Origin of the sequence: Aeromonas sobria, from assembly GCF_050266975.1 — a bacterium.
GTDB classification, from domain to species: domain Bacteria; phylum Pseudomonadota; class Gammaproteobacteria; order Enterobacterales; family Aeromonadaceae; genus Aeromonas; species Aeromonas sobria_B.
This window is the reverse complement of record NZ_JBKISU010000041.1, coordinates 1-25,792: the sequence shown is the minus strand read 5'-3', so window position 1 is coordinate 25,792 and position 25,792 is coordinate 1. Positions and strand designations below refer to the sequence as shown.

Annotated in this window: 26 protein-coding genes, 1 pseudogene and 1 riboswitch; of the genes and pseudogenes, 6 read left to right on the top strand and 21 right to left on the bottom strand. The window is 64.3% G+C overall.

Annotated elements, in window-relative coordinates:
* Positions 1 to 125: 125 nt before the first annotated feature.
* Positions 126 to 968 (top strand): annotated as a pseudogene (locus ACLHZ1_RS18760) (LysR family transcriptional regulator); the annotation flags it as partial.
* Between the two features lie 140 nt (positions 969 to 1,108).
* On the opposite strand, the gene ACLHZ1_RS18755 reads toward ACLHZ1_RS18760, so the two are convergent.
* On the bottom strand, positions 1,109 to 1,510 hold the full coding sequence (locus ACLHZ1_RS18755; RefSeq protein ID WP_427263304.1) for a hypothetical protein: 402 nt from the start codon (positions 1,508 to 1,510) through the stop codon (positions 1,109 to 1,111).
* Between the two features lie 66 nt (positions 1,511 to 1,576).
* On the opposite strand from ACLHZ1_RS18755, the gene ACLHZ1_RS18750 reads away from it, so the two are divergent.
* Positions 1,577 to 3,316, top strand: coding sequence for a formate--tetrahydrofolate ligase (locus tag ACLHZ1_RS18750; protein WP_427263303.1), 1,740 nt, complete (start codon positions 1,577 to 1,579; stop codon positions 3,314 to 3,316).
* Between the two features lie 304 nt (positions 3,317 to 3,620).
* Here ACLHZ1_RS18750 and ACLHZ1_RS18745 read toward each other — a convergent pair whose 3' ends face one another.
* Both ACLHZ1_RS18745 and folE read right to left on the bottom strand, forming a co-directional pair.
* Complete coding sequence (locus tag ACLHZ1_RS18745; RefSeq protein ID WP_427263302.1) at positions 3,621 to 5,276, bottom strand: methyl-accepting chemotaxis protein; 1,656 nt, start codon at positions 5,274 to 5,276, stop codon at positions 3,621 to 3,623.
* 398 nt (positions 5,277 to 5,674) lie between these two features.
* Positions 5,675 to 6,331 (bottom strand): GTP cyclohydrolase I FolE, encoded by a 657-nt coding sequence (gene folE / locus ACLHZ1_RS18740; RefSeq protein ID WP_427263301.1) that lies wholly within the window; start codon positions 6,329 to 6,331, stop codon positions 5,675 to 5,677.
* Positions 6,332 to 6,548: 217 nt separating this feature from the next.
* Here folE and moeA point away from each other — a divergent pair, with 217 nt between their 5' ends.
* Complete coding sequence (moeA, locus tag ACLHZ1_RS18735; protein ID WP_427263300.1) at positions 6,549 to 7,775, top strand: molybdopterin molybdotransferase MoeA; 1,227 nt, start codon at positions 6,549 to 6,551, stop codon at positions 7,773 to 7,775.
* On the top strand, positions 7,772 to 8,527 hold the full coding sequence (moeB, locus tag ACLHZ1_RS18730; RefSeq protein WP_427263299.1) for a molybdopterin-synthase adenylyltransferase MoeB: 756 nt from the start codon (positions 7,772 to 7,774) through the stop codon (positions 8,525 to 8,527). Before moeA ends, moeB begins: the two co-directional genes overlap by 4 nt.
* A 66-nt stretch (positions 8,528 to 8,593) precedes the next feature.
* Here moeB and ACLHZ1_RS18725 read toward each other — a convergent pair whose 3' ends face one another.
* From ACLHZ1_RS18725 to moaA, 18 genes are all read right to left on the bottom strand, one after another.
* Positions 8,594 to 9,325: a hypothetical protein gene (locus tag ACLHZ1_RS18725; RefSeq protein WP_427263298.1), complete on the bottom strand. Its 732-nt coding sequence runs from the start codon at positions 9,323 to 9,325 to the stop codon at positions 8,594 to 8,596.
* Positions 9,318 to 10,361, bottom strand: coding sequence for a plasmid segregation protein ParM domain-containing protein (gene parM, locus ACLHZ1_RS18720; protein ID WP_427263297.1), 1,044 nt, complete (start codon positions 10,359 to 10,361; stop codon positions 9,318 to 9,320). Before parM ends, ACLHZ1_RS18725 begins: the two co-directional genes overlap by 8 nt.
* 107 nt (positions 10,362 to 10,468) lie before the next feature.
* The gene (locus ACLHZ1_RS18715) at positions 10,469 to 11,248 is read right to left on the bottom strand and encodes an alpha/beta fold hydrolase (protein WP_427263296.1); all 780 of its coding nucleotides are present in this window, start codon (positions 11,246 to 11,248) and stop codon (positions 10,469 to 10,471) included.
* 70 nt (positions 11,249 to 11,318) lie between these two features.
* Positions 11,319 to 12,374, bottom strand: coding sequence for a molybdenum ABC transporter ATP-binding protein (gene modC, locus ACLHZ1_RS18710; RefSeq protein WP_427263295.1), 1,056 nt, complete (start codon positions 12,372 to 12,374; stop codon positions 11,319 to 11,321).
* On the bottom strand, positions 12,371 to 13,051 hold the full coding sequence (modB, locus tag ACLHZ1_RS18705; RefSeq protein ID WP_427263294.1) for a molybdate ABC transporter permease subunit: 681 nt from the start codon (positions 13,049 to 13,051) through the stop codon (positions 12,371 to 12,373). Before modB ends, modC begins: the two co-directional genes overlap by 4 nt.
* A gap of 109 nt (positions 13,052 to 13,160) precedes the next feature.
* Positions 13,161 to 13,889 carry a molybdate ABC transporter substrate-binding protein gene (gene modA, locus ACLHZ1_RS18700; protein ID WP_427263293.1) on the bottom strand — a complete coding sequence of 243 codons (729 nt, stop codon included), beginning with the start codon at positions 13,887 to 13,889 and terminating at the stop codon, positions 13,161 to 13,163.
* Between the two features lie 65 nt (positions 13,890 to 13,954).
* Positions 13,955 to 14,434 (bottom strand): molybdopterin synthase catalytic subunit MoaE, encoded by a 480-nt coding sequence (moaE, locus tag ACLHZ1_RS18695; RefSeq protein WP_427263292.1) that lies wholly within the window; start codon positions 14,432 to 14,434, stop codon positions 13,955 to 13,957.
* Between the two features lie 3 nt (positions 14,435 to 14,437).
* Positions 14,438 to 14,683 carry a molybdopterin synthase sulfur carrier subunit gene (gene moaD, locus ACLHZ1_RS18690; RefSeq protein WP_427263291.1) on the bottom strand — a complete coding sequence of 82 codons (246 nt, stop codon included), beginning with the start codon at positions 14,681 to 14,683 and terminating at the stop codon, positions 14,438 to 14,440.
* Complete coding sequence (gene moaC, locus ACLHZ1_RS18685; protein ID WP_427263290.1) at positions 14,680 to 15,174, bottom strand: cyclic pyranopterin monophosphate synthase MoaC; 495 nt, start codon at positions 15,172 to 15,174, stop codon at positions 14,680 to 14,682. Before moaC ends, moaD begins: the two co-directional genes overlap by 4 nt.
* Before the next feature lie 22 nt (positions 15,175 to 15,196).
* Positions 15,197 to 15,703, bottom strand: coding sequence for a molybdenum cofactor biosynthesis protein B (gene moaB, locus ACLHZ1_RS18680; protein WP_427263289.1), 507 nt, complete (start codon positions 15,701 to 15,703; stop codon positions 15,197 to 15,199).
* Between the two features lie 184 nt (positions 15,704 to 15,887).
* Entirely contained in the window at positions 15,888 to 16,478 is a 591-nt protein-coding gene (locus ACLHZ1_RS18675; protein WP_427263288.1) for a cytochrome c3 family protein, read from the bottom strand.
* Positions 16,479 to 16,490: 12 nt separating this feature from the next.
* On the bottom strand, positions 16,491 to 16,946 hold the full coding sequence (locus tag ACLHZ1_RS18670) for a nitrate reductase cytochrome c-type subunit (RefSeq protein ID WP_427263287.1): 456 nt from the start codon (positions 16,944 to 16,946) through the stop codon (positions 16,491 to 16,493).
* Positions 16,946 to 17,821 (bottom strand): quinol dehydrogenase ferredoxin subunit NapH, encoded by an 876-nt coding sequence (gene napH, locus ACLHZ1_RS18665; protein ID WP_427263286.1) that lies wholly within the window; start codon positions 17,819 to 17,821, stop codon positions 16,946 to 16,948. Before napH ends, ACLHZ1_RS18670 begins: the two co-directional genes overlap by 1 nt.
* Complete coding sequence (gene napG, locus ACLHZ1_RS18660; RefSeq protein WP_427263285.1) at positions 17,818 to 18,552, bottom strand: ferredoxin-type protein NapG; 735 nt, start codon at positions 18,550 to 18,552, stop codon at positions 17,818 to 17,820. The genes napH and napG overlap by 4 nt, the downstream gene beginning before the upstream one ends.
* Positions 18,553 to 18,568: 16 nt before the next feature.
* Entirely contained in the window at positions 18,569 to 21,058 is a 2,490-nt protein-coding gene (gene napA, locus ACLHZ1_RS18655; protein ID WP_427263284.1) for a nitrate reductase catalytic subunit NapA, read from the bottom strand.
* Positions 21,055 to 21,351 (bottom strand): chaperone NapD, encoded by a 297-nt coding sequence (locus ACLHZ1_RS18650; RefSeq protein WP_427263283.1) that lies wholly within the window; start codon positions 21,349 to 21,351, stop codon positions 21,055 to 21,057. Before ACLHZ1_RS18650 ends, napA begins: the two co-directional genes overlap by 4 nt.
* On the bottom strand, positions 21,348 to 21,857 hold the full coding sequence (napF, locus tag ACLHZ1_RS18645) for a ferredoxin-type protein NapF (RefSeq protein WP_427263282.1): 510 nt from the start codon (positions 21,855 to 21,857) through the stop codon (positions 21,348 to 21,350). The genes ACLHZ1_RS18650 and napF overlap by 4 nt, the downstream gene beginning before the upstream one ends.
* Positions 21,858 to 22,100: 243 nt before the next feature.
* The gene (gene moaA, locus ACLHZ1_RS18640) at positions 22,101 to 23,084 is read right to left on the bottom strand and encodes a GTP 3',8-cyclase MoaA (protein WP_427263281.1); all 984 of its coding nucleotides are present in this window, start codon (positions 23,082 to 23,084) and stop codon (positions 22,101 to 22,103) included.
* A riboswitch (molybdenum cofactor riboswitch) is annotated at positions 23,072 to 23,212 on the bottom strand. (Overlaps the previous gene by 13 nt.)
* A gap of 70 nt (positions 23,213 to 23,282) precedes the next feature.
* Here moaA and narQ point away from each other — a divergent pair.
* Positions 23,283 to 24,995 carry a nitrate/nitrite two-component system sensor histidine kinase NarQ gene (gene narQ / locus ACLHZ1_RS18635; RefSeq protein WP_427263280.1) on the top strand — a complete coding sequence of 571 codons (1,713 nt, stop codon included), beginning with the start codon at positions 23,283 to 23,285 and terminating at the stop codon, positions 24,993 to 24,995.
* A complete protein-coding gene (narL, locus tag ACLHZ1_RS18630) occupies positions 24,995 to 25,633 on the top strand; it encodes a two-component system response regulator NarL (RefSeq protein ID WP_041996255.1) in 639 nt (212 codons plus the stop codon). Before narQ ends, narL begins: the two co-directional genes overlap by 1 nt.
* Positions 25,634 to 25,792 lie beyond the last annotated feature (159 nt).

The following is a 25,792-nucleotide window of genomic DNA, read 5'->3' as shown; positions in this document are numbered from 1 at the left end:
CCTAAAATGAAAGAAACCAATGCGGTCTTGTTGATGGATAAATTTATCTACTACCTGAAGCAACACCGCTTATATACCCGCACACTTGGAATTATTTGAGTCTCTAAAAATGAGGGGATCTCTGAGCCGCCGCCCAGCTCGGCATCTCGGTCGCCATGACCTCCAAGCTGATGCAGCAACTGGAGGAGTCCCTCTCCACCCGGCTGCTGTCGCGCACCACCCGCCAGGTCAACCCCACCGAGGCGGGCCAGTTCTACTACCAGCGTTCCCTGGCGCTGCTGGCGGAGCTGGAGGAGACCCACAGCCAGCTCACCCGCAACAACCAGCAGCCCCAGGGCACCCTCAAGCTGTCGGTGCCCATGGATTTTGGCTACCTGCACCTCTCCCCCGCCCTGCCGCTGTTCCGTGCCCGCTTCCCCGAGCTCAAGCTGGAGATAGAGTACAGCGATCGGCGGGTCGCCCTGGTGGAAGAGGGCTTCGATCTGGCGCTGCGCATCGGCAATCTGCCGGACTCCTCCCTGGTGGCCAGGCCCCTGGCCAACATGCGGCTCGAGGTATGCGCCAGCCCGGACTACCTGGCGCGCAGGGGCAACCCAAAGACCCCGGAGGATCTCAAGGAGCACGACTGCCTCATCTACACCCTGACCCAGCCTGACTGGGTCTTCACGCGCGCTGGCGAGCAGGTGAGCGTGCGCCCCCAGGGGCCCCTTCGCGCCAACAACGGGGTGGCCCTGACCCGGGCCGCCTGTGACCATCAGGGCATCATATTGCAGCCCACCTTCATCGTCGGGGATGCACTGCGGGAGGGGAAACTGGTGTCACTGCTGCCCGAATGGGACAAGGGGGAGGTGGGGCTCTACGCCCTCTATCCGCACCGCCGCTTCGTCTCGGCCAAGGTGCGCTGCTTTATCGAATTCGTGCAGGAGCGCTATCTCGCCCCCCACTATTGGGACAGACCACAGCCATGATGGGCAGGGCTCGCTGCATCTCGCCAGCTCATCAGTACGGGGACAGACCACAACCATGATGGGCAGGGCCCGCAGCATCTCGCCAGCCCATCAGAACTGGCATCAGAACCGGGACTGGCCACAGCCGGGCTGGGGAGAGGCTAGGACGCCGCCCCTGAGCGGGCCTGCAACAGGGTGCCATCGCACCGGATCTGCCAGCGCGGCAGCCTGGCCTGGATCTGTGCCAGTTGGGACGCCTTGAGGGCATAGGGCAGCGTCACCGTCAGAGCGGCGCAGTCGTGCAGGGCGGCCAGTTGCAGCATCAGGACAAGGTTGGCCTCGTCGCGGCGGTTGCGATTGACGCGCCGCTCCACCTCGAAGCGAAAGTGCCCCTCGGGATCCGCCGTCATCGCCTGCCAGCCAAAGCCGAACAGCGGCATGACGGCGCTGACGATGCCAAGGGCGGTCAGGGGCCGTTTGGGAGGGTGATAGAGGGCATTGAGGTCGAAGGCGACCGGCTCCCGCATGGGGGCCCGAACCCGGGATAAGATGTTATTGCTCATTGGCCTGACCTCTTGGTTCCTCTAGACTCCGTCGCATAGTCAAACGTCCATGCCAACGAGGTGCTGATGCTAAGCGATATCGAGATCTCCCGCCAGTCCCCCCGCCTGCCCGTGACCACCCTGGCAGAACGCCTCGCCATCGATCCGGCCTGCCTCTCCCTCCAGGGCCCGCACATGGCCAAGCTGGATCCCGCCCTGCTGCGCCAGGAGGCGCGCAAGGCGGGCCGGCTTGTCCTGGTCAGCGCCATCACCCCGACCCCCTTGGGCGAAGGCAAGACGGTGACGACCATCGGCCTCTCCATGGGCCTCAACCACATAGGCCAGTCCAGCATCGCCACCATACGCCAGCCGAGCCTGGGCCCGGTGTTTGGCGTCAAGGGGGGTGCCGCCGGGGGTGGCATGGCCCAGGTGGTCCCCATGGAGGCGATGAACCTGCATCTGACCGGGGATTTTCACGCCGTCACCGCGGCCCACAACCTGGCCGCCGCGGCCCTGGATGCCCGCCTGTTCCACGAGACCCGGCTCGGCGCCGACTTCACGGCCAGCACCGGCCTCTCGCGCCTCGACATAGACCCGGCCAACATCCTCTGGCCCCGGGCCCTGGACATCAACGACAGGGCCCTGCGCCACCTCACCCTCGGCCAGGGCGACCCCGCCGACGGGGTGAGCCGCGCCGATCGCTTCGTCATCACCGCCGCCTCCGAGCTGATGGCCATCCTGGCGTTGGCCAGCGATCTGAGAGACTTGCGCGCGCGCATCGGCCGCATCCAGCTCGCCCTCGATACCCGGGGCCAGCCCATCACCACAGAGCAACTGGAGGTGGCCGGCGCCATGACGGTACTGCTCAAAGACGCCCTCAAGCCCACCCTGATGCAGACCACGGAGCAAACCCCGGTGCTGGTGCACACGGGCCCCTTTGCCAACATCGCCCATGGCAACTCTTCGGTCATCGCCGATCGCCTCGCCCTGCACCTGGCCGATTACGTGGTGACGGAGGCGGGTTTTGGCTCCGACATGGGGCTGGAGAAGTTCTTCAACATCAAGCGCCGCCAATCCGGGCTTGCCGCCGACGCCGTGGTGCTGGTGGCCACGGTACGCGGTCTCAAGGCCAACAGCGGCCTGCTGGACATTCGCCCGGGCCAGCCGCTGCCGGCCTGCCTGGCGCAGGAAGACCTGCCGACCCTCAAGCAGGGCTGCGCCAACCTGGTCTGGCATATCGACAACGCCCGCCGTTATGGTGTGCCCGTGGTGGTGGCCCTCAACCGCTTCCCCAGCGACAGCGAGGCCGAACTGGCCATGGTGCTTGCCGCCGCCCGGGATGCGGGGGCCGAGGTGGCCATCTCGGATGCCTTCAGCCAGGGGGGGCCGGGGGCCGGCACCCTGGCCAAGACCCTGGTGGCCGCCTGCGAGCGGGCCGGGCGTGGGCAGGCAAATGCCCAGCGACTCTACCCCGATGCCCTGCCCCTGGCCGCCAAGCTCGCCACCCTGGTGGAGTGCGGCTATGGCGGGCGCGGCGTCGCCCTCTCGGATCGGGCGCGCCAGCAACTGGCAGCCCTGTCCGCGGCGGGCTGGGATCATCTGCCAGTCTGCATCGCCAAGACCCCGCTCTCCCTGAGCCATGATCCGGCCAGGAAGGGGGTCCCCACCGACTTCGAGCTGCCCATCCACTCCCTGACCCTGTGCGCCGGGGCGGGCTTCGTCTATGCCCTGGCGGGCCCCGTCATGACCATGCCGGGTCTGGGGGCCCTGCCCGCTTATCGCCATATGGATATCGATGACGACGGCGAGATCATTGGCTTGAGCTGACGCGCCGGCTGGCAGCCTGCCCTCCCCAACCGCCATATCGACATCGATGACGACAGGGAGATAGTGGGCCTGAGCTGAAGAGACTGTTGGAGGCTGCCCTCCCTGAGCGCCATATCCATATCGACGAGAACGGCGAGATAATCGGCTTGAGCTGATAACCGCACCGGTAGCCTGCCCCGCCATATCGATAGCGGCGAGATAACGGGCCTGAACTGACGGCGACATCGTCAGCCCCAAGCAATACGCCAGAAACAACAAGGCCCCGCCGATGGGCGGGGCCTGGTTGTCATCCATGCTGCGGGATTTAGAGGGTGAAGCGCTGGGTCATATGGTGCAGGGTGTTGGCCAGCTTGCTCAGCTCGACGCAGGCCTGGGCGGTCTGCTGGGCACCCTGGGCGTTCTCGTCGGCGGCATTGTGGATGTTCACTATGCTGCGGTTGAGCTCCTCGGTCACCGCGTTCTGCTCTTCGGTGGCGGTGGCGATCAGGGTGTTCATGTCGGAGATCTGGGTGACGGCGCCGTTGATGCTGTCGATGCTGCTCCCCGCCTCCCGTGCCAGTCCGACGCTCTCCTGCATCTGCTGGCGGCTCAGCTGCATGGCGTTGCCCGCTTCGGCGGTGCGCTCCTGCAACACCTCGATCATCTTGCTGATCTCGGCGGTGGAGGCCTGGGTGCGCTGGGCCAGACTGCGCACCTCGTCCGCCACCACGGCAAAACCGCGTCCCTGCTCGCCAGCCCGGGCCGCCTCGATGGCGGCATTGAGGGCCAGCAGATTGGTCTGCTCGGCGATGCCGCGAATGACGTCCAGCACCATGCTGATGTTGGCGCTGTCCGCCTCCAGCTGGGCCACCACAGTGCCCGCCTGCTCTATCTGGCGGGAGACCTGCTCTATGCTGCCGATGGCGCCGCGCACCACCTGGTTGCCCTGGGTGGAGGTGCGGGAGGCATCCTTGGCCGCGCTCATGGCGTCCGTGGTGTTGCGGGCCACCTCATTGACGGTGGACTGCATCTCGTTCATGGCGGTGGCCACCTGGGACACTTCGCTCTGCTGGCGGGCCATGCCGCTGGCGGACTGCTCGGAGATGGCGCTCACCTCCTCCACCGCACTGCTGAGCTGGCTCACCGAGCCCGCTATCTCGCTCACCAGATTGGCCAGGGCCTCCTGCATGCGATGGATGGCCGAGCCAAGCTGGCCCAGCTCGTCCCGATTGAAGCGCTTGCCCTGGATCCACTCCTGCAGCTCGTCACGTCCCAGGTCGCCATTGGCGATGCGCTGGGCCTGACGGGCCAGCATGATGAGGGGGTCGCGGATCTGGCGGGTCAACACCACGGAGAGGCCAACCACCAGCGCCAGGCCGATCAGCAGGGCCAGGGTGACGATGAGCTTGGCGGAGTCATAGGCCTCGACCACCTCCTTGCGCGATCCCTTGGCATAGCCGTGGTTGATCTGGATGAGCTCATTGACCGACTTGGCCAGGTTGCCGTAGAGCGGGATCCCTTCGCTCATGAAGAGCTGCTGGGCGGCGGCCAGCTGGTCGCTCTCCTGCAGCTGTTTCACCCGCTGGTGCAGGGCCGCGTAGCGGGCCCAGTCGGCCTTGACGGTGTCGAAGGTGCGGCGCTCTTCCACGTCCTCCGCCCAGATGGTGGTGTCATGCTGGGCCAGCTGCTGAGTGACCAGCTCAAAGCTGCGGGCGGTTTCACTGCGATACTCCGCTTTCTTCTGCGGATCCGAGGCCACCAGGAAGAAGCCCAACTCATAGCGACGCAACTCATTGATGCGATCACCGATGGCGCTGGTGCGAACGACCGCGGGCAATATGCTGTCGGTGAAGCCGATGGCGGCCCGGTTCATCTTGCTGAACTCCAACAGGGAGGCGCCGCCGATGAAGGCGATCATCAGGCCGAGCACGGCAAAACCCGCACTGAGTTTCTTGCCAATGGTCATGGTACTGGTGTTCATGATGTGTCCTGGAAGTGGGGAAACAGATGTCGCTCGTCCTGTCTGTGCCTTCCTGGCTCGTGTGGTGGTGACCCCCATCCCTGGTTGCGCGTCCAGCCTTGCTGACTCCCTATCCCGAGGGAGCGAGGCGAGCATGACGGCAAGTGGCAGACCCTGTCCATGGACTCGGTCTTGCCGCTCAACCCGTGTCCGGACTCGGGGAGCCGGGCACAGGGCTGTTATATCGACCGCCGGTCCGGATCCCTTAACCGTTTTTTTCAAACGGCGAGCATGAGCCCGCCCCGAGGGCCAGGATCCTTGGGACAGGCGACAAGCCGTGCCGGGGAAGGCGGCGGAAAAAAGGAGGGAGAGGCAGAAAAAACCGAGGAGGGCATGCCCTCCTCCTCGTGTCAGCTGGCCTAGCCTTTCAGGCCGGCCAGGAACTCGGCGCGAGTATCTGGCTGAGTCTTGAACACCCCCCCCAGGGAGGTGGTGGTGGTGTAGGAGGTGGAGTCCATCACCCCGCGCGCCTTCACGCAATAGTGGGTCGCGGCTATGCTGATGGCCACATCCTTGGTGCCGAGCAGGGTCTGCAACGCCAGCAGGATCTGCTGGGTCAGCCGCTCCTGCACCTGGGGACGGCGGGCGAAGAACTGGACGATGCGGTTGATCTTCGAGAGGCCGATCACCTTGCCACGGGGGATATAGGCCACATGGGCCAGCCCGTCTATGGTGACGAAGTGGTGCTCGCAGGTGCTGGTCAGGCTGATGTCCTTGACCATGATCATCTCGTCCACCTTCATCTTGTTCTCGATCACCGTCACCTTGGGGAAGCTGGCGTAATCGAGGCCGGAGAAGATCTCGTTCACGTACATCTTGGCGATGCGGTGCGGCGTCTCGGCCAGACTGTCATCGGACAGATCAAGCCCCAGCGTCTCCATGATGGACCGCATGTGGCCCTCGATCTTCTCCTTTTTTTGCTGACTGTTCAGCGCATTGGCGACCAGAGGGGTCTCCAGCCCTTCGGCCACCAGGGCTTCCCTGACCAGCAAGGCTTCCTGACTTAAGCTCATCATCTTGTCTCTCTCCCACGCAGAGGGAATGGTATGACCCACAGGGCTTGTGGCGGCATAGTAAACGGCGATTGGCCTCATATTTCAAGTCAACTGCGCCCCATGCCCTGACTTTATGTTAATACGAGGTGTTTTACTGCCCCGATCGCCTGCCCATTCGGGGGGGATTTTGGGATAATCCCCCCACACCACAGTTTTCCTTACCCAAGAGGTCATGACGATGGGATTTGATAACGGCGCACTGCGCACCCTGGAGGATGCACTGCAAGGCATGCTGGCCCGGCTCGACTGCCGCTGCGAGGCCGAGCCCGTGCCCCTGACCGAGGCCCTTGACCGGGTGCTGGCCAGGGACATCCTCTCCCCCCTCTCGGTGCCCCCCTTCGACAACGCCGCCATGGACGGCTATGCCGTGCGCCTGGCGGATCTCGCCGCGGGCGCTCCGCTCCTGGTCGCAGGCAAGGCCTTCGCCGGCCAGCCCTATGAGGGCGAGTGGCCGGCGGGTCACTGCATCCGCATCATGACCGGCGCCCCCGTGCCCCCGGGCACGGATGCCGTGGTGATGCAGGAAGAAACGCAGGCGAGCGACAACGGGATCACTTTCCTGACCTCCCCCTTCCCCGGCCAGAACATCCGTCGCCGCGGGGAAGATATCCACGAGGGGGCCAGCGTGCTCGGCGCCGGCACCCGGCTCACCCCCCGGGAGCTGCCGCTGCTGGCCTCCCTTGGCATCGCGAACGTCACGGTGCGCCGCCCCTTAAGGGTCGCCATCTTCAGCACGGGGGACGAGCTCAAGCCTCTGGGCACCCCGCTCCAGCACGGGGACATCTACGACTCCAACCGCTACGGGGTCAAGGCCATGCTGGCCCGCATGGGCATAGCATGTCTGGATCTGGGCATCATCCCCGACGACCCTGCCGCCCTGCGCGCCGCCTTCCTCCAGGCCGACCGCGAGGCCGACGTCCTCATCACCACGGGGGGTGTCTCGGTGGGCGAGGCGGACTTCACCAAGCAGCTGCTCGAAGAGCTCGGCGAAATCGGCTTCTGGAAGCTCGCCATCAAGCCGGGCAAGCCGTTCGCCTTCGGCCGCCTGAGCCAGGCCTGGTTCTTTGGCCTGCCGGGCAACCCGGTCTCCGCCATGGTCACCTTCGATCAACTGGTGCAACCGGCCCTGGCACGGCTCGCCGGGATCCATTTCCAGCGTCCCCTCTCCCTCACCGCCACCGTCACCACCCCGCTGAAAAAATCTCCCGGGAGGCTCGATTTCCAGCGCGGCATATTGAGCCAGGGCCCGAACGGCCTCGAGGTGCGCAGCACCGGCTCCCAAGACTCTGCCGTGTTCAGCTCCCTGTCCCGGGCCAACTGCTACATCGTGCTCGAGCAGGCGCGCGGCAAGGTGGCGGCGGGTGAAACCGTCACCGTCGAACCGTTCGGGAGCCTGCTGCTGTGAGCGAGATCCTGAGCGACGCCGAGCTTCTGCGCTACAACCGCCAGATAGTGCTCAAGTCCTTCGACTTCGAGGGGCAGGAGGCGCTTAAGCAGGCCCGGGTGCTGGTGATAGGGGCCGGAGGCCTGGGCTGCGCCGCCAGCCAGTATTTGGCGGTGGCCGGGGTGGGCCAGCTCACCCTGGTGGATTTTGACAAGGTGGAGCTCTCCAATTTGCAGCGCCAGGTGCTGCACAGCGACGGGCGCATCGGCATGTACAAGGTGGACTCGGCGGCCGAGACTCTGCGGGGCCTCAACCCCTGGCTCGAGGTGAAGACCCATGCCCGACTCGCCGATGAGGCCCTGCTCGATGCCCTGCTGCCCAGCCACCAGCTGGTGCTCGACTGTACCGACAACGTCGCCATCCGCAACCTGCTCAACCAGCGTGCCCGCCAGCACCGGGTGCCCCTAGTCAGCGGCGCCGCCATCCGGCTGGAGGGACAGCTGTGCAGCTTCACCTGGCAGGAGGACGAGCCCTGCTACGCCTGCCTGAGCTCGCTGTTTGGCGAGCAGGCCCTGAGCTGCGTCGAGGCGGGGATCCTGGCCCCCATGGTGGGGCTGGTGGGCAGCCTGCAGGCCCTGGAGGCCATCAAGCTGCTGGCGGGCATGGGCAAGAGCCATAGCGGCCGCCTGCTGATGATCGACGGCCTCAGCGGTCGCTTTCGCGAGCTGACCCTGCCCAAGCGCCCGGACTGCCCGATCTGCTCCCGGCCCTGAGCGACACCCCCATGAAAAAGCCGAACCCAGGGGTTCGGCTTTTTGTTTTGGTCATGCAGGAAAACACTAGAAGATCCCCTTGGCCTTGACCTTCTTCATGTTGGCCACCTGGCTCGAGAGATCCTCGATCAGCGGCTCTGCCTCGTCTGCGGGCCCCCCTGACGGCCGGGGGCGCTGGCCAGTCGCTGGATCAGCCGGTGCTGCTCGCGGATAAGCCGCGATTGCTCCTCCAGTTGGCGGGAGAGCAGTTGCAGGCTGCCGGCAAGGGGCGCCAGATCGGGCTCGGCCGACGATGGCATCGGCCAGCAGATCGTGGTCAAGGGGAGCCGGCAGCCCCTGCCTCAGCTCATCCCACAGCTCGGTGGGCTGCTGCTCGCCGAGGCGGCTCACTATCTCCTCCACCATGCGGGCACTGTTGTCCTGACCAAGCTGGGGGGCCAATCTGGCCACGATTTCGTCGATCAGGCTGTCCGTCGCGCCGGGGCTCGCCCCCTCCCCCAGATGGAAACCACAGCTGGCGAAGGCGTGACGCAGCGTGGTCAGGCTCACCTGCTCGGGCCCCAGGGCATTGGCAATCGCCTTGCACAGGTTGGGGGCCAGCACATACAGGAACATGCCGGACAGGTAGATGTCCTTGTGAAAGCGGCTCTTGGAGAAGTCGAACTCCTCGCTGCCATCCTGGATCTTGCGCGCCCGCTGATACCAGTTCTGCAGTACCCCTACCGCATAGCGATCAGACTCCAGCGCACCCGGATCCATGTAGATGGAGAAGGTCATGCGCTTGAGCTGACTACTCATCCGCAACCTCGGCCAGCTGGGGCGCCTCGCGGTAGACCTCCTCCTCTTCCGTGGTATAGAGGCAGATCTCCCGGGCCAGGGCGGACTGGGCATCGTCCAGCAGTTCGACCCGCTCGCCCAGGGTCGGGTAGGCGGCCTTGATGGCATCAAAGATAAGCGACGCGCCGCCGCCCACCAGATAGACACGGTTCGGGTGCTTGGCGAACTTCTTCGCCTCGTGGGCCACCTGGCTGCCCAGCTCGTCAATCTTGTTTTGCACCTTCTCGAGGATCTTGGGGATCTGGCTCTCGTCGTTGACCACGTCCCGCACGAAGCTCATGTCGTGGCGACGCTTGATGAACTCGTTGGCCACCAGATAGCTGGAGTCGCTGTCCGCCGCCGCCAGGGCCTTGCGCACCGCGTCGGTCACCATGGAGACGCCTATCTCGTTGTTGCCGTACACATCGGAGACATCGTCAAACTCGCCGACGATGATCCCCATGTCCAGGGTGGTGCCACCGCAGTCGATTACCAGCGTCCTGGTGAACTCGTTGCAGCCAGAGCCAATCAGGCGGGAGAGGGCCGCAGGCAGGCTCTCCGGCATCACCTCGACGCTGACGATGTTGAACAGCTCCCCCTTGTTGAGGCTGATGGCCCGCAGCAGATTGCGCCGCTTCTTCTCGATCTTCTCCTCGTTGCGCTGGCAATCGTCCGGGTGGTAGAACTCGGTGATGGGCAGGGTGACGGTGATGGCCACGTCGCAGGGGGTCACCCCGGTCTGCAGCAAGGCGTGGTGCACGGAGAGCAGGTTCAGATCGTCGTACTGGTACTCCACGTGGGTGGTGGCCAGGGACTTGTCCGAGGTGGCGTCATAGGTGTACTTGGTATTGCCTATCTCGTAGTTATAGATCTTCTTGTCTTTGCGCAATGCGGCGCTTTTCCAATCCTTGCGAAAGGAGTTGGGGGAGATGATGGTCTTGAGCGTCTTGTTGTCGATCCAGCTGACCTTGACGTTGGTCGAGCCATCATCGATGGCCATCTTCATTACTTCAGACATATGGGAAACACCTATGGGTAGGGCAGACAGCATGGTCCGATTGCCTTGTACCCTGCCAAGCCAAGGCGATCGGACCACTACATACACGGGTTATAAAGGCGACAAGTCTAATGGCTTTCTAAAATCCGTTGAAGCAAATCATTAAACCTCGAAGGATCCTCCGCCGGCCAGGCGTGATGGCCCTGGGGCGTGTGCACCGTGGCGTTGGGCAGGGCGGCAAACTGCTCCACCCGCTTGGCCAGCGGCAGGTAGTCGTGACTGGTGGAGATGATGGCCACCGGCTGCCAGATGGCGCCAAGGCGGGCGCGCACCGACCAGCCGGGCAGGGCGCCGAGCAGCGCCTTGTAGGTCTTCTTCCTGTTGCTCTGCACGAAGCGCAGCCGAAAGGTGCGGCGCACCCGGGCGAGCTTGGGGCCGGGGAAGAGCTCGCGCCCCAGCCACCAGGCCAGTGGCCGCATGCCAAACCAGCGCAGCCACTTGAGGCGCATGGCATAGCGCTCCTGCTCTTTCGGCGTCTCCAGCAGAAATTCGCTGAAACCGTTGACCAGCACCAGGCCGCTCACCTTGCTTGGCAGTTGCAGCGCCAGCTCCAGGGCCACCATGGCCCCGAGCGAGAGCCCCACCACCCAGGCGGGGCCGGGCTGCTCCTCGAGCCAGCGGGCCACGTCCGCCGCCAGGGTGGGCACGTCGAAGGGCCCCTCCTGCCTGCTCTGGCCGTGGCCGCGCAGGTCCAGGGCCACCACCCGGTAGCCGTGGGAGAAGTGCTCGATCTGGGCCTGCCAGTCGAGACTGGAGGAGCCAAGGCCGTGCAGCAAGAGCAGCAAGGGGCCCTCCCCCGCACTGCGCAAGGCCAAGCCATGGGATTTCATTACCTGATTGCGACGCACCCGCGCTCTCCCTCTCCATTCGATAGCGGCCACCGACGGCCCTCCTGCCCGGGCTGTGGCGATCCCCCCCTCAGCCCTCTCCCACCAGGCTCACCGCCTTGATGTAGGCGTATATCTGCTGCCCTGGCGCCAGCGCCAGCCGTTTGGCGGAGCGGCTGGTGATCCGGGCCAGCAGTATCTGCTGCCCCAGCCCCAACTGCAACAGGGTTTGCCCAGGCCTCACCTCCCTCAGCTCGCGCAGTCGGGTCACCAGGCAGTTGGAGAGGCTGGAGTGCGCGATAGGGGCGGTGGCGATCACCAGATCCCGCGCCGCCACCTTGATCTGCAGGGGTCCCGCCTCGTCGGGGGCATGCTCCATGGTGACCATCAGGGTCTGCTCCCCCAGTTGCAGGGTCGCCATCTGCTCCTCGTCGTCGTAGTGGGCCAGGGTCGCCGACAGCATGACCCCCACATCGTCGCGACTGGCCAGGGAGAGGTCGGTGCGGGCGAAGATCTCGCTCGGCCTGCCCTGGGCCTCCAGCCTGCCATCCGCCAGCAGCACCAGCTGATCGCAGAGCAGGCTCACCTCCTCCATGGCGTGGCTCACGAAGATCATGGGGATGCCGCTCTCGCGCTGCAGCCCCTTGAGCACGTGGGCCTGATGGATGCGGCTGCGGCTGTCGAGCGCCGAGAAGGGTTCATCGAGCAGCAGCAGGTCGGGCTCGGCCAGCAGGGCCCGCCCCAGGGCCACCCGCTGACGCTGGCCGCCCGAGAGGGCGTGGGCAGGCTGCCCCAGCAGATCGGCAAAACCGAGCCGCATCGCCAGCGCCTCGGGCTGCCAGCGCCCTCGCCCCTTGCCCGCCGCCAGCTGCAGGTTGCCGAGCACCGTCAGATGGGGGAAGAGGCGGGCGTCCTGGAACACCAGCCCGATGCGGCGCGCCTCCGGCAGCAGGGCCGCCAGATCCCGCCCCTGCCAGCGCAGGGCGTCCGAGGGGGCACGGTCCAGCCCGGCGATGATGCGCAGCAGGGTGCTCTTGCCGCAGCCCGAGGGGCCAAACAGGCCGAGCATGCCACCGAGGGGCAGCGTGAGATCGCAGTCGAGCGTGAAGCCACCAAACCGGCGTTGGGTGTTAAGGTGAAGGTTCATCCGAACAACCTCCGCTGCCGACGCTGCAAGACGCCGTAAACCAGCACCAGCATCACCAGGGAGAAGCCCATCAGCCCCCCCGCCAGCAGGTGGGCCTGTTGATAATCCATGGCTTCCACGTGATCAAACAGGGCGATGGAGAGCACTTGCGTCTCCCCCGGGATGTTGCCCCCTATCATCAGCACCACGCCAAACTCCCCCAGGGTGTGGGCAAAGCCCAGCGCCGCCGCCATCACGAAGCTCGGCAGCGTCATGGGCAGGATGATCTGAAAGAAGCGCTCAAGGGGCCCCAGCCCCAGGGTGGCGGCGGCCTCGAGCTCCTTGTTGCCCATGTTGACGAAGGCGGAGGTCAGCGGCTGCACCACGAAGGGGAGCGAATAGAGGATGGATGCAAACAGCAGGCCGAGGAAGCTGAAGGCGAGCGGTGTCCCGAAGCTCTGCCGCCACCAGGCGCCGAGGCCGTACTCCGGCGAGAAGGCGAGCAGCAGATAGAAGCCGAGCACGGTGGGCGGCAACACCAGGGGCAGCGCCACCAGGGCCTCCACCAGCGGCCGCAGTCGGTGCTGGCTGCGCGACAGCCACCAGGCGAGCGGCGGCGACAGCAGCAGCAGGATGGCGGTGGTACTGGCCGCCAGCTTGAGGGTAAGCCAGACCGCCAGCAGATCCCCTTCACTCATGGGGCATATCCTTCCCTGGTGCGAGCAGCAACATGTTATGCATCCTCATTGCAAAGCGTGGCCGGCCCTGAGGCCGGCCAGTGGTCATGGGAGATAGGCATCCATGCCATCATTGCGGCAAGGCATAGCCCGCGGCCTCGATCTGCTCCTGGCCCGGGCCCTTGAGCCAGGCTACCAGGGCATCCACCGCCTCCCCTTTCTTCAGCACCAGGGCCTGCTGCTCGATGGGGGGATGGAAACTGGCCGGCACCGCCCAGGCTTCGCCGGTTTTACCGGCGTCCACCAGATTGGCCCAGGCGACGAAGCCCAGCTTCGCATTGCCGGTGTCGACGAACTGCCAGGTCTGGCCGATGTTGGTGCCGGTCAGCAGACGGTACTGTTTGGGATCTATCTTGAGGCTCTCCAGGGTGGCCATGGCGGCGGCGCCATAGGGGGCTGTCTTGGGGTTGGCGATGGCCAGCTCCCCCTGCCAGCTGCGCAAGGTGGCCTCGTCAGGGGCAGGCCCCCCCTTTTGCCACAGGCCGAGCTGGCCGATGGCGTAGGTGAAGCGACTGCTCCCCTTGCCCTGCGCTTCGAGTTTTTGCGGGGTGACCACGTCGGCGGAGAGGAAGAGATCAAACGGGGCGCCGTGGCTTATCTGGGTGTAGAGCACCCCGGTGGCGGCCGAGCTGATGACGACCCTGTGGCCGGTCTTGGCGGTGAATGCCTTGCCAATGCGCTCCAGGGTCCCCTTGAAGTTGGCGGCCACGGCCACCTTGACTTCATCGGCCCGAGCGGCCCCGCTGTGCAAGGCGCCGGCGACCAGACCGAGCAAGACCACGGACAACTGTTTCTTCATTCCCTGTCTCCTTGAGGCTTCGGCGTACCCGAAGCAGGTGATGGCACTCGCCTGTCATCGGTCGGCTATGGCGTTTGTTGCCAGCGAGCGGCGGCAGCATCATCGCTCTCCTTGGCCTCGACCCAGCGTTGCCCCCCCTCGGCGGTCAGCTCTTTTTTCCAGAAGGGGGCCCGGGTCTTCAAAAAATCCATGATGAAGTGGCAAGCCTCGAACGCGGCGTCCCTGTGAGCGCTGCTCACCGCCACCAGCACGATCTGATCCCCGAGCAGCAGATCGCCGATGCGGTGAATGAGGGTGCATTCTTGCAGCGGCCAGCGGCCACGGGCCTCAGCGACTATGTCCGCCAGCGCCTTCTCGGTCATGCCGGGGTAGTGCTCGAGGGAGAGCCCCAAAACCTCCTCCCCCTGATTGAAGTCGCGCACCTTGCCGACGAAGGTGACGATGGCACCGCTGTCGTGACGAGCTGCGAGCCGCTGGTATTCATCACCGAGGGAGAAATCGGCCCGCTGCACCAAAATGCGATTGGTGATTGCTGCGTCGCTCATGGCTCAGCCTCCGGTCACCGGGGGGAAGAAGGCGACTTCATCGCCATCCTTGAGCGGCGTCTCGAGCGGCACCAGGGTCTGGTTGACCGCCACCAGCAGCTTGCCCGATTCCAGCGCCAAGGCCCACTTGTCGCCCCGCTCGCACAAGGCCGCGCGAAGGGCGTCGGCACTGGCGTAATCGCTGGGCAGGCTGAGTTCGTCGCAGCCCACCAGCTCACGTACTTGTGCAAAAAACAGTACCTTGATCATGCTTTCTCTCCTGCGCCCGACCCCAGCTGGAAGTGACCGGACTTGCCGCCCTTCTTCTCCACCAGCCTGACTTGCTCTATCACCATGTCCTTTTGCACCGCCTTGCACATGTCGTAGATGGTCAGCGCCGCCACGGACGCCGCGGTGAGCGCCTCCATCTCCACCCCTGTCTTGCCGGACAGCTTGCAGAGGGTGCGGATATGGACCCTGTCGTGCTCGGGCTGGGGCTCAATCTCCACCTCCACCCGGGTCAGAGCCAGGGGGTGGCAGAGGGGAATGAGATCGGCGGTCTTCTTGGCCGCCATGATGCCGGCGATGCGGGCGGTGGCGAACACGTCCCCCTTGTGGTGCTGACCGCCGAGGATCAGCGCCAGGGTGGCGGGGGCCATGGTCACGAAGGCTTCGGCGCGGGCTTCACGCTCGGTCACCTGCTTGTCGGTCACGTCCACCATGTGGGCCTCACCGCTCTGGTTGAGATGGGTCAGGTTCATCGGCTTTCCCCAGGGATGACGTTCAAAGGTGGGAGACAAAGTTGCACGGCTGGGTGCGGGCGTCCAGCTGATCCCGAATGAGCTGCTCCCAGCCGAGCCGGCAGGCGCCGGTGGAGCCCGGCAGGCAGCAGATCAGGGTGCGATTGGCGAGTCCCGCCAGGGCGCGGCTCTGCATGGCCGAGCCCTTTATCTCGGCGAAGGAGAGCTGGCGAAACAGCTCGCCAAAGCCCTGCACAGTGCGCTCGAACAGCACGCCGACCGCCTCGGGCACCCGGTTCTGCTCGTTGAAGCCGGTGCCGCCGTTGATAAGCACCACCTGCACCCCTTCATCGGCAATCCACTGGCTCACCTGGGCCCGGATCCGGAACAGGTTGTCGGCCAGCAGGGCGCGATCGGCGAGCCGGTGACCGGCCTCGGTCAGGGCGCCGACCAGATAGTCGCCCGAGCTGTCATCGGCGGCGGTGCGGCTGTCCGACACCGTCAGAACGGCAATGTTGAGGGGAAGAAAAGTCCGGTTATGTTGTGCCATGGTCTGACTCCGTTACTGCATAGAAGGCGGCCCGCTTGCGCCGGGCGAGTCGCCGATTCTAACAAAGGTTGGTGGGAAAGGGGGAGTTTCGTCTAGGGGCCAACCCCCGTCCGAGGCGGGCTCGATTCAGGGGGACCATGAGAAGAGGCCGGAAGAACCGGCCTCTTGCTCCGGGGACTCGGGATCAGAATCCCTTGACCCCTGTCATGTCGGGCAGCTGGTGCGCTATCCCCTTGTGGCAATCGATGCAGGTGCTCTCGCCGCTGGCCAGGCTGGTGGAGTGCATCTGGGCCCCCCGCTTGCCTTGCAGGGAGAAGTCCATGTACTCGAAGTTGTGGCAGTTGCGGCACTCACGCGAATCCGTGTCTTTCATCCGCTTCCACTCCCGCTCCGCCATCTCCCGGCGATGGCTCTCGAACTTCTCGCGGGTGTCCACCTTGCCGGTGATCATGCCCCACAGCTCCTTGGAGGCCTGCACCTTGCGAATGATCTTGTAGGTCCATTCGTGAGGTACGTGGCAATCGGGGCAGCTGGCGCGCACCCCGGAGCGGTTGGCATAGTGGATGGTGTCACGGTACTCCACGAAGACGTTGTCCTTCATCTCGTGACAGCCGGTGCAGAACTTCTCGGTGTTGGAGGCTTCCATGGCGGTGTTGAAACCGCCCCAGAAGATGACGCCGCCGAAGAAGCCCATCAGCAACAGCACCCAGAGGGCCGCCTTCGACGGTGACTTGAAGGTGGTCCACAGACGCTGGATAAAGCCAGGTAATTTCATCTAGTTGGCTCCTCAGTTCAGCGCTTCAACTGGTTTAAACGTATTTTCCACCAGCGGCTTGGCATCCGCCTGCGGCACGTGACACTGCAGGCAGAAGTAGCGGCGAGGCGACACTTCACCCAGGGTCATGCCGTCGCGGGTCTCGAAGTGCGTCGGGCTTATCTTGGGCGCCTTCATCTTGCTAGCATTCTTGAAGCTGTGACAGGCCAGGCACTTGTTGACCTTGGTATCCACTTCATAGTTGCGGGTATCGTGGGGGATCAGCGGCGGCTGATGCATGTACTGGCGATCGTAGAGATCCCCATCCTTGCGAAAGTTCTTCAAGGGGGCGGCATCAGCTTCCGTAACCAGATCCGTACTCCCCCGCTCAGATTTGATCCCCCCCGTGCTGTTGGTGATCTCGGGGACTGCGGCCATCAAGGAGCCCGCCATCAGGCAGGCCAGCATTGCTCCAATCAGCTTTTTCATTATGTGTTCTCCGACGTTTTCTCTGCCTTGACGGCAAAACCTACAGTGATTTCAAAGACTTGTTCCGCGCAGACATCGATGCAGCGGCCACAGTTGGTACACTCTTGAGCCGCAATCAAGGGCCCGTGACCGCGCCTGGCTCCGTGAACGGGACCGCGCAGGATGGGGCGCTCCGGGCAGACCGCATAACAATCCATGCAGCTGCTGCACCGTTCGCGTCCCGAGGCGGCAATCTTGATGAACCCGACCCGGTTGACCAGGGCATAGAAGGCCCCCACCGGACAGAGATGACCACACCAGCCCCGCTCCACCACGAAAAGATCAAACAGGAACAGCACCGCCAGCAGACCCCAGCCCGCCCCCATGCCAAACAGCAGACCGCGCAGGGTCAGCGACACCGGATTGACCAGCTCCCACACCAGCACGCCCGTGACGGCGGGCACCACCAACACCATGGCCAGTAGCCAGTAGCGGGTATTGCGCTTGAACTGGCCGTTGCCCTTGAGTCCGAGCCGGGCCCTGGCCCAGGCGGCAGCGTCCGTAACGAGGTTGACCGGACAGACCCAGGAGCAGAACACTCGCCCCCCGACCAGCCAGTACCCGGCGAGCACCAGGCCAGCCCCGATCCAGAGAGTGGTGATGGGCCAATGGCCCGCCGCCACCGATTGCAGCAGAGTCAGCGGATCCGTGAGCGGCACCGTCTCCAGCAACAGCGAGCTGGAGAGGTTGCCCTTGAGGATCCAGACCCCCGCCAGGGGCCCCAGCAGGAAGAGCCCCAGCACGCCAAACTGGCTGAGGCGACGCAGCAGCAGGAAGCGGTGCGACCGCCACCAACCGAGGCGTGCCCTGGCCTCTTGTCCCGGATAACGACTCATAACCCCTCCGGTCTGCGAGTGGGCAGGGTGAGCCGCTCACCGATGAGGGACTTGCCCGCCTTCTCTTTCTCTTCCCAACCGAGCCGGTAGTGATGGCCCAGCTCCCCCTTGGCAAGCTGGCGGGGCACCACCTTGATGGCCGCCGTCTCCAGTACGCAGGCGTGCTCGCACTTGCCACAGCCGGTGCACAGATCGCTGTGCACCGTCGGCAGGAACATGGCGTGCTTGCCGGTGCGCGGGTTGTGTTGCAGCTCGAGGGTGATGGCTTCGTCTATCAGGGGGCAGACCCGGTAGCAGACATCGCAGCGCAGCCCCAGATAGTTGAGGCAGGTCTCGTGATCGATGAGCACCGCCACCCCCATGCGCGCCTGATCGATGTCGGTCATGGCCGGATCCAGTGCCCCGCTCGGACAGGCCGCCACGCAAGGAATGTCATCACACATCTCGCACGGGACGTTGCGCGCCTTGAAAAAGGGCGTGCCCGTGGTCACGGGATCAAACAGCCGGGCGAGCTTGAGGGTGTCGTAGGGGCAGGCCTCGGCGCAGAGCCCGCAGCGCACGCAGGCGGCGAGGAACTCGGCCTCGTCCAAGGCCGCCGGCGGGCGCAGTGCCTGGGCAGGCACCGCCTGCACCTGCTGGCGCGCCACGCCGCCCAGACCGACACCCAGCAAGCCTACCGAACAGGCCCCCTTGGCCATGTCGGCCAGAAACTGGCGGCGACTACGACTCATCTCGCGCTCCCCCGCCTCAGACCTTGACGACCTTGACCGCGCACTTCTTGTAATCCGTCTCTTTCGACAGTGGATCCGTGGCATCCAGGGTCAGCTTGTTGACCAGCTGGCTCGCATCGAAGAAGGGCATGAACACCAGGCCCTTGGGCGGGCGGTTGCGACCGCGGGTCTCGACCCGGGTCTTCACCTCGCCCCGGCGGGAGGCGACGATCACCTCTTCGCCACGGCGCACGCCACGGGCCTTGGCATCTTCCGGGTGCATGAAGAGCACCGCATCCGGGAAGGCGCGATAGAGCTCGGGCACCCGACGGGTCATGGTGCCGGTGTGCCAGTGCTCCAGCACGCGGCCGGTGGAGAGCCACATGTCGAACTCCTGGTCCGGCGCCTCGGCGGCGGGCTCATAGGGCAGCGCGAAGATGACCGCCTTGCCGTCGGGTTTGCCGTAGAATTTCACCCCCTCCCCGGCCTTCACATAGGGGTCGAACCCTTCGCGATAGCGCCACAGGGTCTCCTTGCCGTCCACCACGGGCCAGCGCAGGCCGCGCGCCTCGTGGTACTGATCGAACGGCGCCAGATCGTGGCCGTGGCCGCGACCGAAGGAGGCGTACTCCTCGAACAATCCCTTCTGCACGTAGAAGCCGAAGTGGTCGGCCTCGTCGTTGAGCGCCCCCTTGCTCTGCTCTTTCGGGAACTGATTGACCTGGCCGTTGGCGTAGAGCACCTCGAACAGGGTCTTGCCCTTGAGCTCGGGCTGCTTGGCGATGAGTTCGGCCGGCCACACCTCTTCCACGGTGAAGCGCTTGGCGAACTCCATCAGCTGCCACAGATCGGACTTGGCCCCTTCCGGCGCCTTCACCTGCTGGTGCCAGAACTGGGTGCGGCGCTCGGCGTTGCCATAGGCCCCCTCTTTCTCCACCCACATGGCGGTGGGCAGGATGAGGTCGGCCGCCTGGGCAGTGACGGTCGGGTAAGGGTCGGACACCACGATGAAGTTGGCCGGGTTGCGATAACCGGGCAGCCCCTCCTCGTTCATGTTGGGACCGGCCTGCATGTTGTTGTTGCACATCACCCAGTAGGCGTTGAGCTTGCCGTCTTTGAGCATGCGGTTTTGCAGCACGGCGTGATAACCCACCTGCTCGGGGATGGTGCCTTCCGGCAGTTTCCAGATCTTCTCGGCGATGGCGCGGTGTTTCGGGTCTGTGACCACCATGTCGGCCGGCAGGCGGTGGGCGAAGGTGCCCACTTCCCGGGCGGTGCCGCAGGCAGAGGGTTGGCCGGTCAGGGAGAAGGGACCCGAGCCCGGGGTGGAGATCTTGCCGGTCAGCAGGTGGATGTTGTAGCAGAGGTTGTTGGCCCAGACGCCACGGGTGTGCTGGTTGAAGCCCATGGTCCAGTAGGAGACCACCTTCTTGTCCGGATCGGCATAGATCTGGGCCAGTTTTTCGAGCTTGTCCTTGGGGACGCCGGAGAGCTTGGAGACAGAGTCGACGTCGTAATCCGCCACGAATTTCGCGAAGTCGTCGAAGCTCATGGGGGTGGAGTCGCCGCTGTCCGGGTTCTTGGCTTTTTGCTGGGTCGGGTGAGTCGGACGCAGGCCGTAGCCGATGTCGGTGACCCCCTTGCGGAACTGGGTGTGCTTGTTGACGAACTCCCAGTTCACCTTGTCGTTCTGGATGATGTAGTTGGCGATGTAGTTGAGGATCGCGAGATCGGTCTGGGGCGTGAACACCAGGCCGTTGTCCGCGAGCTCGAAGCTGCGATGCTCGAAGGTGGAGAGCACGTGCACCTGCACATCCGGGTGTGAGAGGCGGCGATCCGAGATGCGCGACCAGAGGATGGGGTGCATCTCCGCCATGTTGGAGCCCCACAGCACGAAGGCGTCGGCCTGCTCGATGTCGTCGTAGCAGCCCATGGGCTCGTCCATGCCGAAGGTGCGCATGAAGCCGACCACGGCGGTGGCCATGCAGTGACGGGCGTTGGGATCCAGGTTGTTGGTGCGAAAACCTGCCTTCATCAGCTTGGCGGCGGCATAGCCTTCCCACACGGTCCACTGGCCCGAGCCAAACATGCCGACCGCGCTCGGTCCCTTCTCCTTGAGGGTGGCCTTGAACTTCTCGGCCATGATGTCGAACGCCTGATCCCAGCTGATGGGAGCAAAGTCACCGTTCTTGTCGAACTTGCCATCCGTCATGCGCAGCATGGGCTGGGTCAGCCTGTCCTCGCCATACATGATCTTGGACAGGAAGTAGCCCTTGATGCAGTTGAGGCCACGGTTGACCGGGGCATCGGGATCCCCCTGGGTCGCCACCACGCGACCATCCTGGGAGCCCACCAGCACGGAGCAGCCGGTACCGCAGAAGCGGCAGGGCGCCTTGTCCCAGGTGATGGCGGTCTTGTCGGTACTGGTGATCAGGTTCGCCGCCAGGGTGGGGGCGCTGACACCGGCCACAGCCGCCGCGGCTGCGACCGCGTTGGCCTTCATAAAGTCGCGTCGACTCAGCTTCATGACATTTCCTCACATTGCTTATCGTTGTTATCAAACTGGTGGTAGATGAGACCGGCAGAGAGCACCCCGGGCATGGCCTGGATGGCATCGATGGCCGCCATGATGGGGCGCTGGCTGGGCCCTTCCAGGGTGACCACCAGCTTGCCCTCCTCACTGATCACATGCACTTCGGCCCCGTCGAGGGCGCCAATCTGCTCGGCGAGCCGATGGCGCAACACGGGCTGGGTCAGCACCACCAGGCTGGAGACGTGATACTCCTGCTCCGGGTGCTCATCGGCGGAATGGGATTTCATTCGTGCTCCTTGTGGGCCGGGCTGGCCACCTTGATGCTGCCCACCGGGCAGTCGCCGACACAGGCACCGCACCCGGTGCACAGGGCCGCATCCACGCTCGGTGTGGGGACACGCCCCAAGACGGGGACAAAGCGGATCGCCCTCGCCTCGCAACTGTCCTGGCAACGCTGACAATAGACCTGGCCATTGGCCAGGCAGCCTTCGGTTATCTGTGCAATATAGTCCCAGGGACGCTGGTCCCTCGGGCGAAACAGGGGCTCCTGGCAGGCGCTGGCACAGTCACCGCAGAAGCTGCACTCGCCCCGGCCAAGGTCGAGGGCGGGAAAGCCGCCATCGCCCTTGATGATGATCTGCTCCGGGCAGGCACTCAGGCAGTCGCCACAACGGCTGCAATCGGCGACAAATTCGGACCAGGGCAGTGACCAGGGCAGTTGGACGGCGGGGGCCGCAGCCTTGAGATGGCCGCGTAGCAGGTGTCGGCGTGACAGGTTGACCCCATCGGACATATCCACTCCTTGTGAGCCCCGAAAGCCCGGCATCACCAGGCGAAAGAAGAAGGGTATCTCGAATACCTATTCTGATAGTGGGTCTATATTGCGGACTTAACAAGCGGAGAGATATACCACCAGGGGGATAAACAGGGGGGATTATTGCGCTGGATCAAACCCTTGGCGCAAATAACAAGAAGGGGATATCCCGCAGGATACCCCCAATGAGGTGATTGGCTCACGATCTGACCCGCCGCTGGCTCAGCCGCCGATGGAGGCGAGGTGGGGCGTCATGCCGGCATTGCCCTCGTGGAGATGATGGGTGGCCGCCTTGCCGAGCAGGGCGGTGCGGATGCGCTCGATCAGCGCATCCTGCTGATCGTCGCCCGCCAGCAGATCCCGCAGCGCCACCCCGTGCTCGCCAAAGAGGCACAGGTGCAGCTTGCCCACCGAGGAGACCCTCAGCCGGTTGCAGCCGGCGCAAAAGTCCTTGCTGTAGGGCATGATGAGGCCGATGCGGCCCCGGGAGGCCGGGTGCTGGAACACCTGGGCCGGACCATCGTCCACCCCCCGCAGCTGGGTGAGCCACCCCTGACTCAGCAGCCTCGTTTTGATCTGTTCGCCGCTGACGTGGTGATCGCGAAACAGGCTGTCCATCTCGCCGGTCTGCATCAACTCGATGAAGCGCAGGTCGATGGGCTTGTCACGGATCCAGGTCAGGAAGGCATCCAGCTGATGGTCATTGAGCCCCCTGAGCAAGACGGCATTGACCTTGACCGAGGGGAAACCCGCCTCGAGGGCCGCCTCTATCCCCGCCATCACCTCCACCAGCTTGTTCTCGCCGGTGATCTGGTGAAACTGGCGCGGATCCAGGCTGTCGACGCTGACATTGAGGGCCGTCAATCCGGCGGCGCGCCATTCGCCCGCCCGCTCCTTCAGGCGATAGCCGTTGGTGGTCATGGCCACCTTGTCGATGCCCGGGGTATTGGCCACCGTCTCTATGATGCGGGTGAAATCACGGCGCAGGGAGGGCTCGCCCCCGGTCAGGCGCACCTTGCGGGTGCCCATGGCGGCGAAGCCGGACACGATGCGGCGGATTTCGTCCAGGGAGAGAAACGACTTGCGCCCCTCCCCAGGGCGGTAGCCGTCCGGCAGGCAGTAGGTACAGCGAAAATTGCACACGTCGGTGACCGACAGGCGCAAATAGTAAAAGCGACGGGAAAAACCATCTTCGAGTGGCAACATAAACACCTTTCCAAATACGGGAGGCCAGGGCATTTCTTTCCTGACCCTTACAGCGCGATACCTCGGCTGTCGGCGATTCCCCCCCTATCCGAAGACTTAGGTGAAAATGCTCGGAGTTCATCTAGTTTTTCGATGCTAGCACAACTTCTAGTACACTCCCACGCAACTTATGGGGTATTTCGAGGGGGTAGTGGCGCCATGGGACAATGGTTCAGAGTGCATTCGGTCAGCAGCGCCATCGGTCGCTCCATGATGCTGATCCTGTTCATGGCGAGCCTGATCGCCCTGGTGGCCATGGTCACCCTCTTCTATTCGGTGCCGGACGCCAAGGCGATCAACCTGTCGGGTTCCCTGCGGATGCAGGCCTATCGCATGGCCTACGAGATTGGCCAGGGCCAGGCCGCCATCAAGCGTCTGGAGCAGTTCGAGCAGACCCTCAACGCCGAGGAGCTGCAAGAGACCCAGCGCTGGATCACCCCGGCGGCCCTGCGTCTGACCTATGGCGAGGTGTTGCGCCAGTGGCAGCTGATGCGCGGCCACATAGAGCAGGCCACTCCCCAGGGCTACATAGACAACACGGAGCCGTTCGTCGCCGCCATCGATGATTTCGTCAACCAGATGCAGTATCACGTGGAGTTCAAGGTGCGCATGTTGGCCCTGGCCGAGGGGTTGGGACTCATCGCCATCATCACCATCGCCTGGTTCACGGTGCGTTTCACCCGCCAGCAGGTGGTGGCGCCCCTCAATCAGCTGGTCCATTGCGCCCGCCAGATCCAGCGCCGGGAGTTCGATCTCACCCTGCCCCCCCACTGTGACAACGAACTGGGGGAGCTGTCAGGAGCCTTCGCCATCATGGCCACCGAGCTTGGCAAGCTCTATCGGGACCTGGAGAGCAAGGTGGAGGAGAAGACCGCCAAGCTGCAGCAGGCCAACGACACCCTCTCCTTCCTCTACACCACGGCCCAGAAGCTGCACGCCGCCCCCCTGAGCAGCCATACCCTGCAAAAATTGCTGGACAGGGCCGCCGACCACCAGCAGATAGCCCACATCCGCCTGACCCGCTTCGAGCGCGACGCCATGCCCGTCTACCTGACCGGGCGCAGCGGCTGGCCCGGGGATCTCGAGGCCATGGAGCACTTCGACCTGCAGATGGGGGACAGGGAGTTTGGCCGCCTCGACCTCATCGGCCACCACCCCATCGACGAGCGGCTGATGAAGAACTTCTCCATGCTGCTGGCCCAGGTGCTGCACAAGGATCAGACCCTGTTGCAACAGCAGCGACTGCTGCTGATGGAGGAACGCGCCGTCATCGCCCGCGAGCTGCACGACTCCCTGGCCCAGGCCCTCTCCTACCTCAAGATCCAGTCCACCCTGCTCAAACGGGCCTTCGCCAAGGGGGATAACGACAAGACCCAGGCCGCCATGGAGCAGATAGACGAGGGGCTCGGCAGCGCCTACCGCCAGTTGCGCGAGCTGCTCGGCACCTTTCGCCTCAGCATCGGCGATGTCAACCTCGGCGAGGCGATCGGCGTCATGCTCGACCAGCTCAAGCCCCAGACCCAGGCCGAGATCAGGCTTCATTACGGTCTGGCCCACGCCACCCTGGAGGCGGGTCAGCACATCCACATTCTGCAGCTGATCCGTGAGGCAGTGCTCAATGCCATCAAACACGCCAACGCGCAACTGATTGATGTTAGCTGTGAGACCCTCGCCGATGGTAACATCCAGATACAGATCACCGATGATGGAGTCGGGATCGGCGACGCCCGCTCGGCCATCAACCACTATGGCCTCAGCATCATGAACGAGCGGGCCAGCAAGCTCCACGGGGAGCTGACGATCGACAACAGTCACCCCAAGGGCACCCGGGTGCACCTGACCTTTCCCACCAGCCTAACAAGAGATGCCTGATGGACGAGATGAAATACACGGTTCTGGTGGTCGATGACCACCCCCTGATGCGCAAGGGGATAGTTCAACTCCTGGCGCTGGAAGAGAACATGGAACTATGCGGCGAGGCATCCAACGGCACCGATGCCATCGCCATGGCCAAAGCGTCCGAACCGGACCTTATTCTGCTCGATCTCAACATGAAGGGCCTCTCCGGCCTGGATACCCTCAAGGCCCTGCGCGCCGAGGAGATCACCTCCAGGGTGGTGATCCTGACCGTGTCGGACGCCCGCCAGGATGTGGTCGCCCTGCTCAAGGCCGGCGCCGATGGCTACCTGCTCAAGGACACCGAGCCAGAGGCGCTGCTGGCCCAGCTCGGCGAGGTGATGACCGGGCAGCAGATCCTGAGCGAGCCGCTGCGCCCCTATCTGGAGAACATCTACGAGCTGGATCACCTGCAGCAGAAGCTGGAGAGCTTAACGCGTCGCGAAATGCAAATACTGCGCGAAATTGCGAAGGGCCTCTCCAACAAGCAGGTCGCCTCCGTGCTCCATATCTCCGAGGGCACCGTCAAGGTACACGTCAAGAGCCTGCTCAAGAAACTCGAGGCCCAGAGCCGGGTCGAGGCCGCCGTCATGTACCTGGAACAACGCCACTAACGGGTCATTTTTTCCCCAACGAGCCACCGCAATGAAGTGAACCCCGAAAGTTGGACACCCAACGAGTAGGGGTTCTTCGTTTCTATGGGAAAGCAAAAATACTCGACCGACTTCAAACGTCAGGTCGTTCTTCACTATCTCAACGGTCATGACGGTGCC

Coding starts and splice junctions, on each gene's coding strand:
- narQ (WP_427263280.1), top strand. CDS start 23,283: ATGGGACAATGGTTCAGAGTGCATTCGGTCAGCAGCGCCATCGGTCGC.
- modA (WP_427263293.1), bottom strand. CDS start 13,889: ATGAAGAAACAGTTGTCCGTGGTCTTGCTCGGTCTGGTCGCCGGCGCC.
- ACLHZ1_RS18725 (WP_427263298.1), bottom strand. CDS start 9,325: ATGAGTAGTCAGCTCAAGCGCATGACCTTCTCCATCTACATGGATCCG.
- ACLHZ1_RS18745 (WP_427263302.1), bottom strand. CDS start 5,276: ATGAACACCAGTACCATGACCATTGGCAAGAAACTCAGTGCGGGTTTT.
- napG (WP_427263285.1), bottom strand. CDS start 18,552: ATGAGTCGTAGTCGCCGCCAGTTTCTGGCCGACATGGCCAAGGGGGCC.
- ACLHZ1_RS18750 (WP_427263303.1), top strand. CDS start 1,577: ATGCTAAGCGATATCGAGATCTCCCGCCAGTCCCCCCGCCTGCCCGTG.
- napF (WP_427263282.1), bottom strand. CDS start 21,857: ATGTCCGATGGGGTCAACCTGTCACGCCGACACCTGCTACGCGGCCAT.
- napA (WP_427263284.1), bottom strand. CDS start 21,058: ATGAAGCTGAGTCGACGCGACTTTATGAAGGCCAACGCGGTCGCAGCC.
- ACLHZ1_RS18755 (WP_427263304.1), bottom strand. CDS start 1,510: ATGAGCAATAACATCTTATCCCGGGTTCGGGCCCCCATGCGGGAGCCG.
- ACLHZ1_RS18650 (WP_427263283.1), bottom strand. CDS start 21,351: ATGAAATCCCATTCCGCCGATGAGCACCCGGAGCAGGAGTATCACGTC.
- moaC (WP_427263290.1), bottom strand. CDS start 15,174: ATGAACCTGACCCATCTCAACCAGAGCGGTGAGGCCCACATGGTGGAC.
- folE (WP_427263301.1), bottom strand. CDS start 6,331: ATGATGAGCTTAAGTCAGGAAGCCTTGCTGGTCAGGGAAGCCCTGGTG.
- modC (WP_427263295.1), bottom strand. CDS start 12,374: ATGAACCTTCACCTTAACACCCAACGCCGGTTTGGTGGCTTCACGCTC.
- modB (WP_427263294.1), bottom strand. CDS start 13,051: ATGAGTGAAGGGGATCTGCTGGCGGTCTGGCTTACCCTCAAGCTGGCG.
- moeA (WP_427263300.1), top strand. CDS start 6,549: ATGGGATTTGATAACGGCGCACTGCGCACCCTGGAGGATGCACTGCAA.
- moaE (WP_427263292.1), bottom strand. CDS start 14,434: ATGAGCGACGCAGCAATCACCAATCGCATTTTGGTGCAGCGGGCCGAT.
- moaB (WP_427263289.1), bottom strand. CDS start 15,703: ATGGCACAACATAACCGGACTTTTCTTCCCCTCAACATTGCCGTTCTG.
- ACLHZ1_RS18675 (WP_427263288.1), bottom strand. CDS start 16,478: ATGAAATTACCTGGCTTTATCCAGCGTCTGTGGACCACCTTCAAGTCA.
- ACLHZ1_RS18670 (WP_427263287.1), bottom strand. CDS start 16,946: ATGAAAAAGCTGATTGGAGCAATGCTGGCCTGCCTGATGGCGGGCTCC.
- napH (WP_427263286.1), bottom strand. CDS start 17,821: ATGAGTCGTTATCCGGGACAAGAGGCCAGGGCACGCCTCGGTTGGTGG.
- parM (WP_427263297.1), bottom strand. CDS start 10,361: ATGTCTGAAGTAATGAAGATGGCCATCGATGATGGCTCGACCAACGTC.
- moaD (WP_427263291.1), bottom strand. CDS start 14,683: ATGATCAAGGTACTGTTTTTTGCACAAGTACGTGAGCTGGTGGGCTGC.
- narL (WP_041996255.1), top strand. CDS start 24,995: ATGGACGAGATGAAATACACGGTTCTGGTGGTCGATGACCACCCCCTG.
- moaA (WP_427263281.1), bottom strand. CDS start 23,084: ATGTTGCCACTCGAAGATGGTTTTTCCCGTCGCTTTTACTATTTGCGC.